The following is a 15,059-nucleotide window of genomic DNA, read 5'->3' on the forward strand; positions in this document are numbered from 1 at the left end:
CGCGCCGGTACGGGCCGACGCCGCCGGGCCGTCCGGGCACCGTCGTGGGCCGACATACCGTGACGGGCGCCGGGCCGCGCGCGTGTCACCGGGGCTGACGCCCCGTCGGGCCGCCGGTCGGCCATCACGGAAATGCGTGGTCGGGGCCGGGCGGACCGGCCCATAATCGGGCGTGTGTTCCTGACGATCAGTACCACAGGTACTCCCACCTCACCCGCCACGGACCTGGGCTTTCTGCTGCACAAGCATCCCGACAACGCGCAGCGGTTCGCCACCGCCCAGGGCACGGCCCATGTGTTCTACCCCGAGGCCACCCCCGAGCGCTGCACGGCGGCGCTGCTGCTGGAGGTGGATCCCGTGGCGCTGGTGCGGCGGGGCAAGGGCAAGGGCCGGGGCGGCACCCCCGACGCGGCGCTCGCCCAGTACGTCAACGACCGCCCCTACGCCGCCTCGTCGCTGCTCGCGGTCGCCCTGAGCACCGTCTTCAAGAGCGCCCTGCGCGGGGTGTGCAACGCCCGCCCCGAGCGGGCCGCCGCCCCGCTGCCGCTCCGGATCGAGCTGCCCGCCGTGCCCGCGCGCGGCGGCGCGGAGCTGGTCCGCAAGGTCTTCGACCCGCTGGGCTGGACCACCGTGGACGTGGCGCCGATCGCCCTGGACGAGCACTTCCCGGCCTGGGGCGAATCCCGCTATGTCCGGCTGGTGCTGGAGGGTGAGCTGCGGCTCGCCGACGCGCTGCGCCAGCTCTATGTGCTGCTGCCGGTGCTGGACGACGCCAAGCACTACTGGGTCGCCCCCGACGAGGTCGACAAGCTGCTCCGGGCCGGTACGGGCTGGCTCGCCGACCACCCCGAGCAGAAGCTGATCACCAGCCGCTATCTCGCCCGCCGCTGGGGGCTGACCCGCCAGGCGATGGACCGCCTGGAACTGGTCCGGCTCGCCGAGGCGGAGGGCCTGGAGGTCGACGCCGTCGACAACGCGGTGGACGAGACCACCGACACCGAGGAGAAGCCGGTCCCCCTCGCCGAACAGCGGCGCGAGGCCATCCTCGCGGTGCTGCGCGGCTGCGGCGCGCGGCGCGTCCTCGACCTGGGCTGCGGCCAGGGCCAGTTGGCGCAGGCGCTCCTCAAGGAGCCGCGCTTCACCGGGATCGTCGGGGTCGATGTCTCCGTACGCGCCCTGACCATCGCCGCCCGGCGGCTCGGCCTGGAGCGGATGGGGGAGCGGCAGGCCGCCCGGGTCCAGCTGCTCCAGGGCTCGCTCGCGTACACCGACAAGCGGCTCACCGGCTATGACGCGGCGGTGCTCAGCGAGGTGATCGAACATGTGGACCTGCCGAGGCTGCCCGCCCTGGAGTACGCGGTGTTCCGCTCGGCGCGGCCCCGGACCGTGATCGTGACCACGCCGAATGTCGAGTACAACGTCCGCTGGGAGACGCTGCCCGCCGGGCAGGTGCGCCATGGTGACCACCGCTTCGAGTGGACCCGCGAGGAGTTCCGCTCCTGGGCGGGGACGGTGGCGGACCGGGACGGCTATCGCGTGGAGTTCGTCCCGGTGGGGCCGGACGACCCCGAGGTCGGACCGCCCACCCAGATGGCGGTGTTCACCCGTGAGGAGGCCGGTGCGGCCGGTACGAAGGAAGTGACGGAAGCATGACCACCACCGACCTCACCCAGGAGCCCGGCGGCACCGACCGTACCGGCGACAGCGGTAACAGCGGTAACGGCGGTAGAAGCGGTAACAACGGCGGTACGGGCGGTACGGGCGACAGCGGCGGTACGGGTGTGCCCCCGCGTGTGCTCCCCGTCACCGACCTCTCCCTCGTCGTCCTCGTCGGCGCCACCGGATCCGGCAAGTCCACCTTCGCCCGGCGCCACTTCAAGCCGACCGAGGTCATCTCCTCGGACTTCTGCCGGGGCCTGGTCGCCGACGACGAGAACGACCAGTCCGCCAGCAAGGACGCCTTCGACGTCCTCCACTGCATCGCGGGCAAGCGGCTCGCCGCCGGACGGCTGACCGTGGTCGACGCCACCAATGTCCAGCCGGAGAGCCGCCGCCAGCTGATCGCGCTCGCCCGCGAGCACGACGTCCTGCCCATCGCCATCGTCCTCGACCTCCCCGAGGAGGTCTGTGTCGCGCGCAACGCCACCCGCCCCGACCGGGCCGGCATGCCCGCCCGGGTCGTCCAGCGCCACCGCCGCGAACTGCGCCGCTCCCTGCGCGGACTGGAGCGCGAGGGCTTCCGCAAGGTCCATCTCCTGCGCGGCGAGGAAGAGGTGGACGCCGCCGAGGTCGTCCGCGAACGGCGCTACAACGACCTCACCCACCTCACCGGACCCTTCGACATCATCGGTGACATCCACGGCTGTGCCTCCGAGCTGGAGACCCTGCTGACGAAGCTGGGCTACCGGGACGGGACCCACCCCGGGGGCCGTACCGCCGTCTTCGTCGGCGACCTGGTGGACCGGGGCCCCGACAGCCCCGGTGTGCTCCGCCGGGTGATGGCCATGGTCGCCTCCGGCGACGCCCTCTGTGTCCCGGGCAACCACGAGAACAAGCTCGGCCGCTATCTCAAGGGTCGCAAGGTCCAGCTCACCCATGGCCTCCCGGAGACCGTCGCCCAGCTGGAGAAGGAGGACGAGACCTTCCGCCAGGAGGTGCTGACCTTTATCGAAGGGCTGGTCAGCCACTACGTCCTGGACGGCGGCCGGCTGGTGGTCTGCCACGCCGGACTGCCCGAGAAGTACCACGGGCGCACCTCCGGCCGGGTCCGCTCGCACGCCCTGTACGGGGACACCACCGGCGAGACCGACGAGTTCGGCCTGCCGGTGCGCTACCCCTGGGCCGAGGAGTACCGGGGCCGGGCCGCCGTCGTCTACGGCCACACCCCCGTCCCCAGCACCTCCTGGGTCAACAACACCATCTGCCTGGACACCGGAGCGGTCTTCGGCGGGAAGATGACCGCCCTGCGCTGGCCGGAGCGGGAACTGGTCGACGTACCCGCCGAACGGGTCTGGTACGAACCGGCCCGGCCGCTCATGACCGAGGCGCCCGGCGGCCATGAGGGCCGCCCGCTGGACCTCGCCGATGTGCACGGCCGGCGGGTCGTGGAGACCGGCGGGATGGGCCGGGTCTCCGTCCGCGAGGAGAACGCGGCGGCGGCCCTGGAGGTCATGAGCCGCTTCGCGGTCGACCCCCGGCTGCTGCCCTATCTCCCGCCGACGATGGCACCGACCGCCACCTCCCGCCGGGAGGGGTATCTGGAGTACCCGGAGGAGGCGTTCGCGCAGTACCGCGCCGACGGCGTCGAGCGGGTGGTGTGCGAGGAGAAGCACATGGGCTCCCGGGCGGTCGCGCTGGTCTGCCGGGACGCGGCGAGCGCCCGGGAGCGGTTCGGGGTGGACGGGCCCACCGGCGCGCTCTACACCCGTACCGGGCGCCCCTTCTTCGACGACCCGGCGGTCACCGAGGAGATCCTGGACCGGCTGCGCCGGGCCGTCACCGCCGCCGGGCTCTGGGCGGAGCTGTCCGCTCCCGGCACCGGCACCGGCACCTGCACCGGCGAGGGCGGCTGGCTGCTGCTCGACGCCGAGCTGCTGCCGTGGTCGCTCAAGGCGGGCGGGCTGCTGCGCAACCAGTACGCGGCGGTCGGTGCCGCCGCCGGTGCGGCCTTCCCCGGCGCGGTCGCCGCGCTGGAGGCGGCGGCCGCCCGGGGGGTCGAGGTCGGCGGGCTGCTCACCGCCCAGCGGGAGCGCGCCGCCGACGCCACCGCCTTCACCGAGGCGTACCGCCGCTACTGCTGGACCACCGACGGTCTCGACGGGGTGCGGCTGGCACCGTTCCAGATCCTCGCGGCACCGGGCCGTTCCCTCGCCGACGTCCCCCACGACACCCAGCTGGCCTGGCTGGACCGGCTGGTCGAGGCGGACCCGACCGGGCTGCTGCGCGGCACCGGGCGGCTGCTGGTCGACACCGGGGACGAGGCATCCGTACGCGCCGGGACCGAGTGGTGGCTGGGGCTGACGGCGGCGGGCGGCGAGGGCATGGTGGTGAAGCCGCTGAGGCCGCTCACCCGGGACGGCAGGGACCGGCTCGTCCAGCCGGGCGTCAAGGTCCGGGGGCGGGAGTATCTGCGGATCATCTACGGCCCGGAGTACACCCGTCCGGAGAATCTGGAGCGGCTGCGCGACCGTTTCCTCGGCCACAAGCGCTCGCTCGCGCTGCGGGAGTACGCGCTCGGGGTCGAGGCGCTGAAGCGGCTGGCCGACGGGGAGCCGCTGTGGCGGGTCCATGAGGCGGTCTTCGCCGTCCTGGCCCTGGAGTCCGAGCCGGTCGACCCCCGGCTCTGAGCCCCGCTCCCCCTGGGTACGGCCGTGCCGGGGGTACGGGACGGGCCGCGCCGTACGGACGGCGCGGCCCGTGGTGGGTGTACGGAGCCGCTCGCTGCGGGATACGAAGTCCATGGGATTCCACGTCGACTCCGAGACCGGGCGGCTGCGCCGGGTCATCCTCCACCGGCCCGATCTGGAGCTGAAACGGCTCACCCCCCGGAACAAGGACACCCTGCTCTTCGACGATGTGCTCTGGGTGCGCCGGGCCCGCCAGGAGCACGACGGCTTCGCGGATGTGCTCCGGGACCGGGGGGTCGAGGTCCATCTCTTCGGCGATCTGCTGCGGGAGTCGCTGGAGATCCCGCAGGCCCGCAAGCTCGTCCTGGACCGGGTCTTCGACGAGAAGGAGTACGGGCCGCTGGCCACCGGCCATCTGCGGGCCGCCTTCGACGCCCTGCCCACGGCGGAGCTGGTCGACGCGCTGGTCGGCGGGATGACCAAGCGCGAGTTCCTGGCCGGACACACCGAGCCGGTGTCGGTCCGGTTCCATGTGATGGATCTGGACGACTTCCTGCTCGATCCGCTGCCCAACCATCTCTTCACCCGGGACACCTCCGCCTGGGTCTACGACGGGGTCTCCATCAACGCGATGCGCTGGCCCGCGCGGCAGCGGGAGACGGTTCATTTTGAAGCGATCTACAAGCACCATCCGCTCTTCACCGGTCCGCTCGCGGGGGATTTCCACCACTGGTCGGAGGGGCAGGACGACTATCCGTCCACCATCGAGGGCGGCGATGTGCTGGTGATCGGCCGGGGCGCGGTGCTGATCGGGATGAGCGAGCGCACCACCCCGCAGGCGGTGGAGATGCTGGCCCGGGGGATGTTCGCGGCCGGTTCGGCCCACACCATCGTCGCCCTCGACATGCCCAAGGCGCGGGCCTTCATGCATCTCGACACCGTGATGACCATGGTCGACGCGGACACCTTCACCCAGTACGCGGGTCTTGGCATGCTCCGCTCGTACACCATCGAGCCCGCCGAGGGGGGCCAGGGACTGCGGGTCACCGACCATCCGCCGGAGCGGATGCACGACGCCATCGCGGGGGCGCTGGGGCTCTCCGGGATCAGGGTGCTGACCGCCACCCAGGATGTGCACGCGGCGGAGCGGGAGCAGTGGGACGACGGCTGCAATGTGCTGGCGGTGGAGCCCGGGGTCGTGGTGGCATATGAGCGTAATGTCACTACCAACACCCATCTGCGGAAGCGGGGCATCGAGGTGATCGAGATCCCGGGGAGCGAGCTGGGGCGGGGGCGCGGCGGCCCCCGCTGCATGAGCTGTCCGGTGGAGCGGGACGCGGTATAGCGCCTGTTGGCCATGCGGGGAGCCTGTATAGCAATGCGGGTGATCGTATACACTTCCACTGTCATTCCGTGAACGATCACCCTCACCCTTCGCCCCTCGCCCGGCCGCCCGGACCCGCCTCCGGGAGCCGGGCGGGGCGGGGGCCGGTCACCGTCACCGTCACCGCAGCCGCGTCGCGAGCAGGAGCAGCCACCATGGCGATAGATCTCACAGGCCGCCACTTCCTCAAGGAGCTGGACTTCACGCCCGAGGAGTTCCGCGGACTGATCGCCCTGGCCGCCCGTCTCAAGGCGGCCAAGCGCGCGGGGACCGAGACCCAGCTGCTGCGGGGGAAGAATGTCGCGCTGATCTTCGAGAAGGCGTCGACCCGGACCCGCTGTGCCTTCGAGGTCGCCGCGGCCGACCAGGGCGCGTGCACCACGTACATCGATCCGGCCAGCTCGCACATCGGCCGCAAGGAGTCCGCGAAGGACACCGCGCGGGTGCTCGGCCGGATGTTCGACGCGATCGAGTTCCGGGGTGACGCGCAGGCCACGGTGGAGCAGTTGGCCGAGTACGCCGGGGTGCCGGTCTACAACGGCCTCACCGACGACTGGCACCCCACCCAGATGCTCGCCGATGTGCTCACCATGACCGAGCACTGCGAGAAACCGCTGGACGAGATGAGCCTCGCCTACCTCGGCGACGCCCGGTTCAATATGGGCAACTCCTATCTGATCACCGGTGCGCTGCTCGGGATGGACATCCGGATCGTCGCGCCGCGCGCCTACTGGCCCGCCGAGGAGTTCGTGGCACGGGCGCGGGAGCTGGCCGCCGCCTCCGGGGCGCGGATCACCCTCACCGAGGAGGTGGCCGAGGGGGTGCGCGGCGCGGACTTCGTCGCCACGGATGTGTGGGTGTCGATGGGGGAGCCCCAGGAGGTCTGGGACGAGCGGATCAAGGCGCTGTCGCCGTACGCGGTGACCATGGACGTACTGCGGGCCACCGGCAATCCCGAGGTGCGGTTCCTGCACTGCCTGCCCGCCTTCCACGATCTGGACACCAGCGTGGCCCGGGGTATCCACGGCCGGTACGGGCTGACCGAGCTGGAGGTCACCGACGAGGTGTTCGAGTCGGAGCACTCGGTCGTCTTCGACGAGGCGGAGAACCGGATGCACACGATCAAGGCGGTGATGGTGGCGACCCTCGGCGCGCCCGAGTGACCGCCCCGGAGTGACCGCCGCCCCGGGTGGCCCGGGTGGACCCGGGGCGCCCCGGCGGCCCCGGGTCGGCCCCGGGAGGCTTGTCGCGGAGTCGTGACGACAGTCACATCCCGGTGATAACTTCGAAGCGCGGCGGAGGCCCGCCGACCGAGGGAGGCACCGGCGATGAGCCCCTTTCCGAGTTCCGCGCCCCGTACCGAGCACTGGCGTCATCTGCGGCTCGACCTCCACGACGGGGTGGCCACGGTGACCCTCGCCCGCCCCGAGCGGCTCAACGCGCTCACCTTCGGTGCCTACGCCGACCTCCGGGACCTCCTCGCCGAGCTGGCGCGGGAGGGAGCCGTCCGGGCGCTGGTCCTCGGCGGCGAGGGGCGCGGCTTCTGCTCCGGCGGCGACGTCGACGACATCATCGGTGCCACCCTCGCGATGGACGCCGCCCAGCTCCTGGACTTCAACCGGATGACCGGTCAGGTGGTCCGGGCCATCCGGGAGTCCCCCTTCCCGGTGATCGCCGCGGTGCACGGGGTCGCGGCGGGCGCGGGCGCGGTCCTCGCCCTGGCCGCCGACTTCCGGATCGCCGACCCGACCGCGCGGTTCGCCTTCCTCTTCACCCGGGTCGGGCTCTCCGGCGGCGACATGGGCGCCGCCTATCTGCTCCCCCGGGTGGTCGGCCTCGGACACGCCACCCGGCTGCTGATGCTGGGCGAACCGGTCCGGGCGCCGGAGGCCGAGCGCATCGGACTGCTCAGCGAGCTGACCCCGGACGGCGGCGCCCCCGCCCGTGCCGCCGCCCTCGCCCGTACCCTCGCCGACGGGCCGGCCCTCGCCCACGCCCAGACCAAGGCGCTGCTCACCGCCGAGCTGGACATGCCGCTGGCCGCCGCCGTCGAGCTGGACGCTGCCACCCAGGCGCTGCTGATGACCAGCGCGGACTACGCCGAGTTCCACGCGGCCTTCACCGCGAAGCGCGCCCCGCGCTGGCTCGGCCGATGACCACGGCCGCCCCGACACCCCCGCACCGGGCGGACCACCCCGGACGGTCGGCCCCGGCCCGCGCCCCGGTGGACCCCCGATGACCCCGGGGGCGGGGACGGCCGGCCCCGGTGCGGACCCTGTGCCGGCCCGGGGCGGGGTACCGCCCGGACGCCGGGTGCGGCGGGTCGCTGTCATCGGCGGCGGGCCCGGCGGGCTCTACGCGGCCCTGCTGCTCCAGCGGCTCGACCCCCGCCGCGAGATCACCGTCTGGGAACGCGACGCCCCGGACGACACCTTCGGCTTCGGGGTCGTGCTCTCCGACGAGACCCTCGGCGGCATCGAGAGCGCCGACCCCGCCGTCCATGACGCCCTGCGCCGCGAGTTCGTCCGCTGGGACACCATCGAGATCGTCCACCGGGGCCGGCACCTCGTCTCCGGCGGCCACGGCTTCGCCGCGCTCGGCCGCCGCCGGCTCCTGGAGATCCTGCACACCCGCTGCGCGGGCCTCGGCGTCCGGCTCCGCTTCCGCACCCCCGCACCCCCCGCCGCCGAACTCGCCCGCACCCATGACCTGGTCATCGCCGCCGACGGCATCCACAGCACCACCCGTACCGCCCATGCCGCCCACTTCCGCCCCCGGATCACCGGCCATCGCTGCCGCTATCTCTGGCTCGCCGCCGACCTCGCCCTCGACGCCTTCCGCTTCGAGATCGCCGAGACCCCGCACGGGGTGATGCAGCTGCACGGCTACCCGTACACCCCCGGCACCAGCACCGTGATCGTGGAGATGCGGGAGGAGGTCTGGCGCGCCGCCGGACTGGACGCACCCGGCCCCGAGGGGCTCCGCCGCTCCCTCGGCCACTGCGCCGCCGTCTTCGCCGGAGCGCTCGACGGCCGGCCGCTGCGCGCCCACCACTCCGCCTGGACCGCCTTCCGCACCGTCGTCACCGAACGCTGGTCCCACGGCCGTACCGTGCTCCTCGGCGACGCCGCCCACACCGCCCACTTCTCCATCGGCTCCGGCACCAAGCTCGCCGTCGAGGACGCCCTCGCCCTCGCCGCCTGTCTGCGGGAGCGGGAGGACGACGGTGTCGAGGCGGCGCTGGCCGCGTACGAGACCGAGCGCCGGCCCGTCGTCGAGTCCACCCAGCGGGCGGCGGCGGCGAGCCTGCACTGGTTCGAGGAGCTGGCGGTCCCGCTCGGACAGCCGCCGCGCCAGTTCGCCTTCAACCTCCTCACCCGCAGCCGCCGGGTCACCCACGGCAATCTGCGGCTGCGCGACCCCGCCTTCACCGACGCCGTCGAACAGGACTTCGGCTGCCCGCCCGGCACCCCGCCGATGTTCACCCCCTTCCGGCTCCGCGGTCTTGAACTGCGCAACCGGATCGTGGTCTCCCCGATGGACCTCTACTCGGCGGTGGACGGGATCCCCGGCGACCTCCATCTGGTCCACCTCGGCGCCCGCGCCCTCGGCGGCGCCGGCCTGGTCATGACCGAGATGGTCTGTGTCTCCCCCCGGGGCCGGATCACCCCCGGCTGCGCCGGACTCTGGACCGACGCCCAGGCCACCGCCTGGCGGCGGATCACCCGCTTCGTCCATGACGCCGCCCCCGGCACCGCCATCGGCGTCCAGCTCGGCCACTCCGGACGCAAGGGCTCCACCCGGCGCATGTGGGAGGGGATGGACGACCCCCTGCCCGAGGGCAACTGGCCGCTCCAGGCCGCCTCGGCCCTCCCGTACCGCCCCGGTGTCGGCCAGCTCCCGCACGCCCTGGACCGGGCCGGGCTCACCGCCGTCCGCGAGGAGTTCACCGCCGCCGCCCGCCGGGCCGCCACCGCCGGATTCGACCTCCTCGAACTCCACTGCGCCCATGGCTATCTGCTCTCCGGCTTTCTCTCCCCGCTCACCAACCACCGCACCGACGGCTACGGCGGCCCGCTCGCCCACCGGCTCCGCTTCCCCCTGGAGGTCTTCGACGCGGTCCGCTCCGTCTGGCCCGGCGACCGCCCGATGACCGTCCGGATCTCCGCCACCGACTGGGCCGACGGCGGGACCACCGCCGACGACGCGGTGGAGATCGCCCGTGCCTTCGCCGACCGGGGCGCCGACGCCATCGACGTCTCCACCGGCCAGGTCGTCCGCCAGGAGCGCCCCGCGTTCGGCCGCTCGTACCAGACCCCGTACGCGGACCGGGTCCGCAACGCGCTCGGTGTCCCGGTCATCGCGGTCGGCGCCATCTCCTCCTGGGACGATGTCAACTCCCTGCTGCTCGCCGGGCGCGCCGACCTCTGCGCCCTGGCCCGGCCCCATCTCTACGACCCGCACTGGACCCTGCACGCGGCGGCGGAACAGGGCTACACCGGGCCGGGTGCCCCCTGGCCCGCGCCGTACCGGGCGGGCAGCCGGCCGCCGCCCACCGGGCGCACCGACGGGCCGGCCCCCCGGCTCCGTCTCGACGCCTGAGGTTCACCCGGCCCCGGGGCCGTCGCGGTCGCCCTGGCGCTCCTCCGGCGGGGGTCCGTCGACGAATCGCGCCCCCACATCCCGCAGCAGGGCGTGCAACTCGCCGAACACCTCCACCGACCGGCCCCCCGGCCAGCCCTCCGGCAACAGCTCCGGCGGCAGCCCGGGATCCCGGTACGGCACCCGCCGCCAGGAGTCCAGCGCCAGCAGATAGTCCCGGTACGCCTGCTCCGGCCGGGTGTCCCGCCCCTCCCACCAGGCCGCGAGCACCGGCTCGTGCGCCGCCAGGAACTCCTCGTGCCCGGCCGCCAGCGCACCCAGGTCCCACCAGCGCGCCACCGCCTCCGCCGTCGCCGCGAAGCCCAGATGCTCCCCCCGGAACAGCTCCACATAGGGGTCGAGCCGCAGCCGGCGCAGGGTGTGGCGGGTCTCCTCGTACAGCCGCGCGGGAGCCACCCATACCCCCGGCGCCACCGTGCCGAACCCCAGCCGTCCCAGCCGGGAGCGGAGCAGATGGCGCTTGCTGCGCTCGGACTCGGGCACCGAGAAGACCGCCAGCACCCAGCCCTCGGAGAGCAGCGCGGGTTTTCCGCCGTAGATCCGCAGGTCACCGTCGTCCAGCAGCTGGCGGGCGTCGTCGGAGAGGACATAGCCCGCCGAGCCGTCCGCCGTCCGCTCCGGCAGCAGCAGCCCCCGGCGCTTCAGCCGGGAGACCGCCGAGCGCACCGACGGCGGGTCCACCCCCACGGCGCCCAGCAGGCGGATCAGCTCGGCCACGGGCAGGGGGCCCGGCCGGTCGCGGCCATAGGCGCCGTAGAGCGTCACGATCAGGGAGCGGGGGGTGTGCTGGTCGGCCACACGATCACTGTAGGGCCGACGGGGCGCCGCCCGGCGTCCGCCGCGAGCCGCGCCCGCCCCGCGCCCGCTCCCCGCCCGCCCCGCGCCCGCCGTACCCGCCATGCCCGCTCCCTGTCGGCTCCGTGTCCGCTCGGTGCTGGGCGGGCTCAGCCGGCGCCGCTGGGGCCGCCGGGACCGGCGGCTCCGTCACGCAGCCGGAAGCGCTGGAGTTTGCCGGTGGGGGTACGGGGCAGCTCCTCGGCGAACACGATCTCCCGGGGGCACTTGTACGGGCTCAGCCGCTCCCGTACCCAGGTGAGCAGCGCCGCCGCCGTGGCCTCCCCGGCCGGCACCCCCGCGCGGGGCACCACATGCGCCACCACGATCTGCCCGCGCAGCGCGTCCGGCCTGCCCACCACCGCCGCCTCGGCCACATCGGGATGGCCGAGCAGCGCCTCCTCCACCTCCGGGCCCGCGATGTTGTACCCCGCCGAGACGATCATGTCGTCGGCGCGGGCGACATAGCGGAAGTAGCCGTCGGGCTCCCGTACATAGGTGTCCCCGGTCATGTTCCAGCCGTCGCGGACGTACTCCCGCTGCCGGGGGTCGTCCAGATAGCGGCAGCCCACCGGGCCGCGCACCGCGAGCAGCCCCGGGGTCCCGTCGGGGACCGGCCGCCCCCGCCCGTCCACAACGCGCGCCTCCCAGCCGGGCACCGGCACCCCGGTCGTCCCCGGCCGGATCGCGTCGTCCGCCGCCGAGATGAAGATATGCAGCAGCTCCGTCGCCCCGATGCCGTTGATGATCCGTACACCGGTCCGCTCCCGCCAGCGCCGCCAGGTGTCGGCGGGCAGGTTCTCCCCGGCGGAGACACAGCGCCGCAGCGACCCCAGACGGTACGGGGCGGACTCGGCCAGCATCACCCGGTACGCGGTCGGCGCGGTGAACAGCACGGTCACCCCGTGCCGGTCTATCGCGGGCAGCAGTTGCCGGGGGCCGGCCCGCTCCAGCAGCAGCGCACAGGCCCCCGCCCGCAGCGGGAAGACCACCAGACCGCCGAGGCCGAAGGTGAAGCCCAGCGGCGGGCTCCCGGCGAAGAGGTCGCCGGGGACGGGCCGCAGCACCTCGGCCGAGAAGGTGTCGGCGACGGCCAGGACGTCCCGGTGGAAGTGGAGGCATCCCTTGGGGCGGCCGGTGGTGCCGGAGGTGAAGGCGATCAGCGCGATGTCGTCGGCGGCGGTGGCGACGGCGGGGTAGACCTCCGGCTGCCCCTCGGCCAGGCGCAGCAGATCGCCGGGGCGGTCCCCGCCGTACGGGGTGATCCGCAGCCCCGGCACCTCGGCGGCGACCAGGTCGTCCAGGGCGCGGGCGTCGCAGAGGGCGTGCCGGACGGCGGCGATCGAGCAGACCGAGGCCAGCTCCCGGGGCCGCTGCTGGGCGAGGACGGTCACCGCCACCGCGCCCGCCTTCATGACGGCGAGCCAGCAGGCGGCCAGGTACGGGCTGGTGGGCCCGCGCAGCAGCACCCGGTCGCCGGGGGCGACGCCGAGCGGTCCGCTGAGGACATGGGCGATCCGGTCCACCCGGGTGCGCAGTTCGCCGTAGCTCCAGACGGTGCCGTCCTCACTGCGGAAGGCGGGCGGCTCGGGCCCGAACCGCTCGATGGTCCGGTCCACCAGCTCCACCCCGCAGTTGAGCCGGTCGGGCCCGGGGAGCGGGGTGAGCACGGGCCACTCGGCGGCGGGCGGCAGATGGTCCCGGGCGAAGGTGTCGAGATGGGCCGAGGAGGTCAGCTCCATGGGTGCGCCCCTTCCCTGTGGTGGGGTCGTGTGGGGAGCGTATCGTTGTCATGACGACAGTCAACGGTCCGCGATAGATGCGCTGTCCGGGGTGCCGGGCGGGAGCGTCGGACGAGGGGGCGGCGATGCCCGGCGGTTCTCCGGACCTGCCAGACCCTTCACCTTCCCCGGGCGCTCCCGGGCACCCGGGCCGGCCGGGTCCGCCGGATCGCCCGGCTGCTCCGTACCCGCCGGATCCGTCAGGGCCGCCGGGTGAGCGGGACCGGCCGGGCCTGCCGGACCCGCTCCGCCTGCCGGAGCCGCCGGGATCTCCTGGCGCTGGTGGCCCGCCCTGTCCGCCGGGCTCCCCGGAGCCGACGGAGCCGACAGGGCCGATGGGGCCGGCAGAGCCGTCGCAGCCACGGGGCTCATCGCGTCCGCAGGGTCTCTCCGATCGGCCGGACCCGCAAGGCCCGGCGCCGGGACCGGCGTTCTCGCTCGGGGCCGGGCAGGTCGCCTTCTGCGCGCGGGTGCGGGCCCTCGCCGTCGAGGTGCTGCGGCCGATCGCGGAGGCGGGCACCGAGGGCCGGGTGAACCGCCCGCTGCTGGCCGCCCTCGGCGAACACGGCCTGCTGCGGGGGCTCTTCGCCGCCGGGACCGGGGCGATGGAGCTGTGTCTGCTGCGCGAGTCGCTCGCCCGGGAGTGCACGGAGGCGGAGACCGCGCTCGCCCTCCAGGGCCTCGGGGCCTTCCCCGTCGCCGACGCGGGCACCCCCGCCCAGCGCGCCCGCTGGCTGCCGGGGGTCGGCGCGGGCCGGACCGTCGCCGCCTTCGCCCTCAGCGAGCCGGGCGCCGGCTCGGACGCGGCGGCCCTGACGCTGGCGGCCGTCCCCGACGGCGACGGCCGCTGGCGGCTGCACGGCGCCAAGCGGTGGATCTCCAACGCCCCCGAGGCCGACTTCTACACCGTCTTCGCCCGGACCACCGAGGGGGCCCGCGCCCGGGGGGTGACCGCCTTCCTGGTCCCCGCCGACCGCCCGGGGCTCTCCGGGACCCCGATCGCGATGCTCTCGCCGCACCCCCTCGGCACGCTCGACCTCGACGGGACGCCGGTCACCCGTGACGATGTCCTCGGCGCGGTGGACGGCGGCTTCGCGGTCGCGATGCGCACCCTCGACCGCTTCCGGCCCAGCGTCGGCGCCTTCGCCGTGGGCATGGCCCAGGCCGCCCTGGACGCGACGGTGGCGCACACCTCCCGCCGTACCGCCTTCGGCGGCCCGCTCGCCGAACTCCAGTCGGTGGCCCACCGGGTGGCCGAGATGGCGACCCGGACCGAGGCCGCCCGGCTGCTGGTGTACGCGGCGGCCTCGGCGTACGACACGGGCGCGCCCGATGTGTCCCGGCGCTCCGCCATGGCCAAGCTCTACGCGACCGAGACCGCGCAGTATGTCGTGGACTCCGCCGTCCAGTTGCACGGCGCCCGCGCGCTCCAGCGCGGCCATCCGCTGGAGCATCTCTACCGCGAGGTGCGCGCACCCCGGATCTACGAGGGCGCCAGCGAGGTCCAGCGCTCGATCATCGCCCGGGAGCTGTACGGGAGGGCCCGCCGCCGCCCGCCCCCGGGAGCCGGGGACGAGGACCGGCCCCCGAGCCCGAGGAACACCGTATGAGCCCGAGGAGCACAGCATGAGCCCGAGGAGCGCCGTATGAGTCTGCGCCGGCACAACCCCGCCGAGCTGTCCCCGCCGACGGGCTTCTCGCACGCCGTCACCGCCACCGGCTCCCGGCTGGTCTTCCTCGCCGGCCAGACCTCCCTGGACCGGGCGGGGAAGGTGGTGGGGGAGACCCTGCCCGAGCAGTTCGGGACCGCCCTGTCCCATCTCCTCACCGCGCTCGCCGCGGCGGGCGGCGCCCCGCACCACCTCGCCCGGGTCACCGTCTACACCACCGATGTCGACGCCTACCGCGCCCACCGCGCCGAACTCGGCCGGATCTGGCGGCGGGCGGCGGGCCGGGACTATCCGGCGATGGCGGTGATCGGGGTGGTACGGCTGTGGGACCGGCAGGCCCTGGTGGAGCTGGACGGGACCGCCGTACTGCCCTGAACCCGGA

General features: G+C 74.2%; 10 protein-coding genes. 8 read left to right on the top strand and 2 right to left on the bottom strand.

Translation table 11 applies throughout. The annotated features are described in order from the left end of the window. Window positions 1-132: 132 nt before the first annotated feature. The 6 genes from ABT354_RS32460 (at window position 133) to ABT354_RS32485 (ending at window position 10,332) form a co-directional block, all read left to right on the top strand. Window positions 133-1,653 (top strand): 3' terminal RNA ribose 2'-O-methyltransferase Hen1, encoded by a 1,521-nt coding sequence (locus ABT354_RS32460; protein ID WP_351500460.1) that lies wholly within the window; start codon window positions 133-135, stop codon window positions 1,651-1,653. Further along, window positions 1,650-4,346 carry a polynucleotide kinase-phosphatase gene (locus tag ABT354_RS32465; RefSeq protein ID WP_351500462.1) on the top strand — a complete coding sequence of 899 codons (2,697 nt, stop codon included), beginning with the start codon at window positions 1,650-1,652 and terminating at the stop codon, window positions 4,344-4,346. Before ABT354_RS32460 ends, ABT354_RS32465 begins: the two co-directional genes overlap by 4 nt. 112 nt (window positions 4,347-4,458) lie before the next feature. Beyond that, entirely contained in the window at window positions 4,459-5,691 is a 1,233-nt protein-coding gene (locus ABT354_RS32470) for an arginine deiminase (RefSeq protein WP_351500464.1), read from the top strand. A gap of 194 nt (window positions 5,692-5,885) precedes the next feature. Beyond that, window positions 5,886-6,893 carry an ornithine carbamoyltransferase gene (argF, locus tag ABT354_RS32475; protein ID WP_351500466.1) on the top strand — a complete coding sequence of 336 codons (1,008 nt, stop codon included), beginning with the start codon at window positions 5,886-5,888 and terminating at the stop codon, window positions 6,891-6,893. Window positions 6,894-7,058: 165 nt separating this feature from the next. Next, window positions 7,059-7,886 (top strand): enoyl-CoA hydratase family protein, encoded by an 828-nt coding sequence (locus ABT354_RS32480; RefSeq protein ID WP_351500468.1) that lies wholly within the window; start codon window positions 7,059-7,061, stop codon window positions 7,884-7,886. Between the two features lie 79 nt (window positions 7,887-7,965). Then, on the top strand, window positions 7,966-10,332 hold the full coding sequence (locus tag ABT354_RS32485; RefSeq protein ID WP_502983541.1) for a bifunctional salicylyl-CoA 5-hydroxylase/oxidoreductase: 2,367 nt from the start codon (window positions 7,966-7,968) through the stop codon (window positions 10,330-10,332). Window positions 10,333-10,335: 3 nt separating this feature from the next. Here the strand turns inward: ABT354_RS32485 and ABT354_RS32490 are convergent, their stop codons facing one another. Together ABT354_RS32490 and ABT354_RS32495 are read right to left on the bottom strand one after the other, a co-directional pair. Then, entirely contained in the window at window positions 10,336-11,190 is an 855-nt protein-coding gene (locus tag ABT354_RS32490; RefSeq protein WP_351500472.1) for a PaaX family transcriptional regulator, read from the bottom strand. A 146-nt stretch (window positions 11,191-11,336) separates the two neighbouring features. Next, the gene (locus tag ABT354_RS32495; protein ID WP_351500475.1) at window positions 11,337-12,968 is read right to left on the bottom strand and encodes an AMP-binding protein; all 1,632 of its coding nucleotides are present in this window, start codon (window positions 12,966-12,968) and stop codon (window positions 11,337-11,339) included. 374 nt (window positions 12,969-13,342) lie between these two features. Here ABT354_RS32495 and ABT354_RS32500 point away from each other — a divergent pair, with 374 nt between their 5' ends. Both ABT354_RS32500 and ABT354_RS32505 read left to right on the top strand, forming a co-directional pair. Next, the gene (locus ABT354_RS32500; RefSeq protein ID WP_351500477.1) at window positions 13,343-14,617 is read left to right on the top strand and encodes an acyl-CoA dehydrogenase family protein; all 1,275 of its coding nucleotides are present in this window, start codon (window positions 13,343-13,345) and stop codon (window positions 14,615-14,617) included. A 36-nt stretch (window positions 14,618-14,653) separates the two neighbouring features. Then, entirely contained in the window at window positions 14,654-15,052 is a 399-nt protein-coding gene (locus tag ABT354_RS32505; RefSeq protein WP_351500479.1) for a RidA family protein, read from the top strand. Window positions 15,053-15,059: the final 7 nt, after the last annotated feature.

This window comes from Streptomyces sp. NPDC000594 (assembly GCF_040299965.1).
Lineage (GTDB): Bacteria > Actinomycetota > Actinomycetes > Streptomycetales > Streptomycetaceae > Streptomyces.

Bases quoted from the DNA above. Each gene is read 5' to 3' on its own strand.
- ABT354_RS32460 (WP_351500460.1), top strand. From the start codon at position 133: ATGCGTGGTCGGGGCCGGGCGGACCGGCCCATAATCGGGCGTGTGTTC.
- ABT354_RS32465 (WP_351500462.1), top strand. From the start codon at position 1,650: ATGACCACCACCGACCTCACCCAGGAGCCCGGCGGCACCGACCGTACC.
- ABT354_RS32470 (WP_351500464.1), top strand. From the start codon at position 4,459: ATGGGATTCCACGTCGACTCCGAGACCGGGCGGCTGCGCCGGGTCATC.
- argF (WP_351500466.1), top strand. From the start codon at position 5,886: ATGGCGATAGATCTCACAGGCCGCCACTTCCTCAAGGAGCTGGACTTC.
- ABT354_RS32480 (WP_351500468.1), top strand. From the start codon at position 7,059: ATGAGCCCCTTTCCGAGTTCCGCGCCCCGTACCGAGCACTGGCGTCAT.
- ABT354_RS32485 (WP_502983541.1), top strand. From the start codon at position 7,966: ATGACCCCGGGGGCGGGGACGGCCGGCCCCGGTGCGGACCCTGTGCCG.
- ABT354_RS32495 (WP_351500475.1), bottom strand. From the start codon at position 12,968: ATGGAGCTGACCTCCTCGGCCCATCTCGACACCTTCGCCCGGGACCAT.
- ABT354_RS32500 (WP_351500477.1), top strand. From the start codon at position 13,343: ATGGGGCCGGCAGAGCCGTCGCAGCCACGGGGCTCATCGCGTCCGCAG.
- ABT354_RS32505 (WP_351500479.1), top strand. From the start codon at position 14,654: ATGAGTCTGCGCCGGCACAACCCCGCCGAGCTGTCCCCGCCGACGGGC.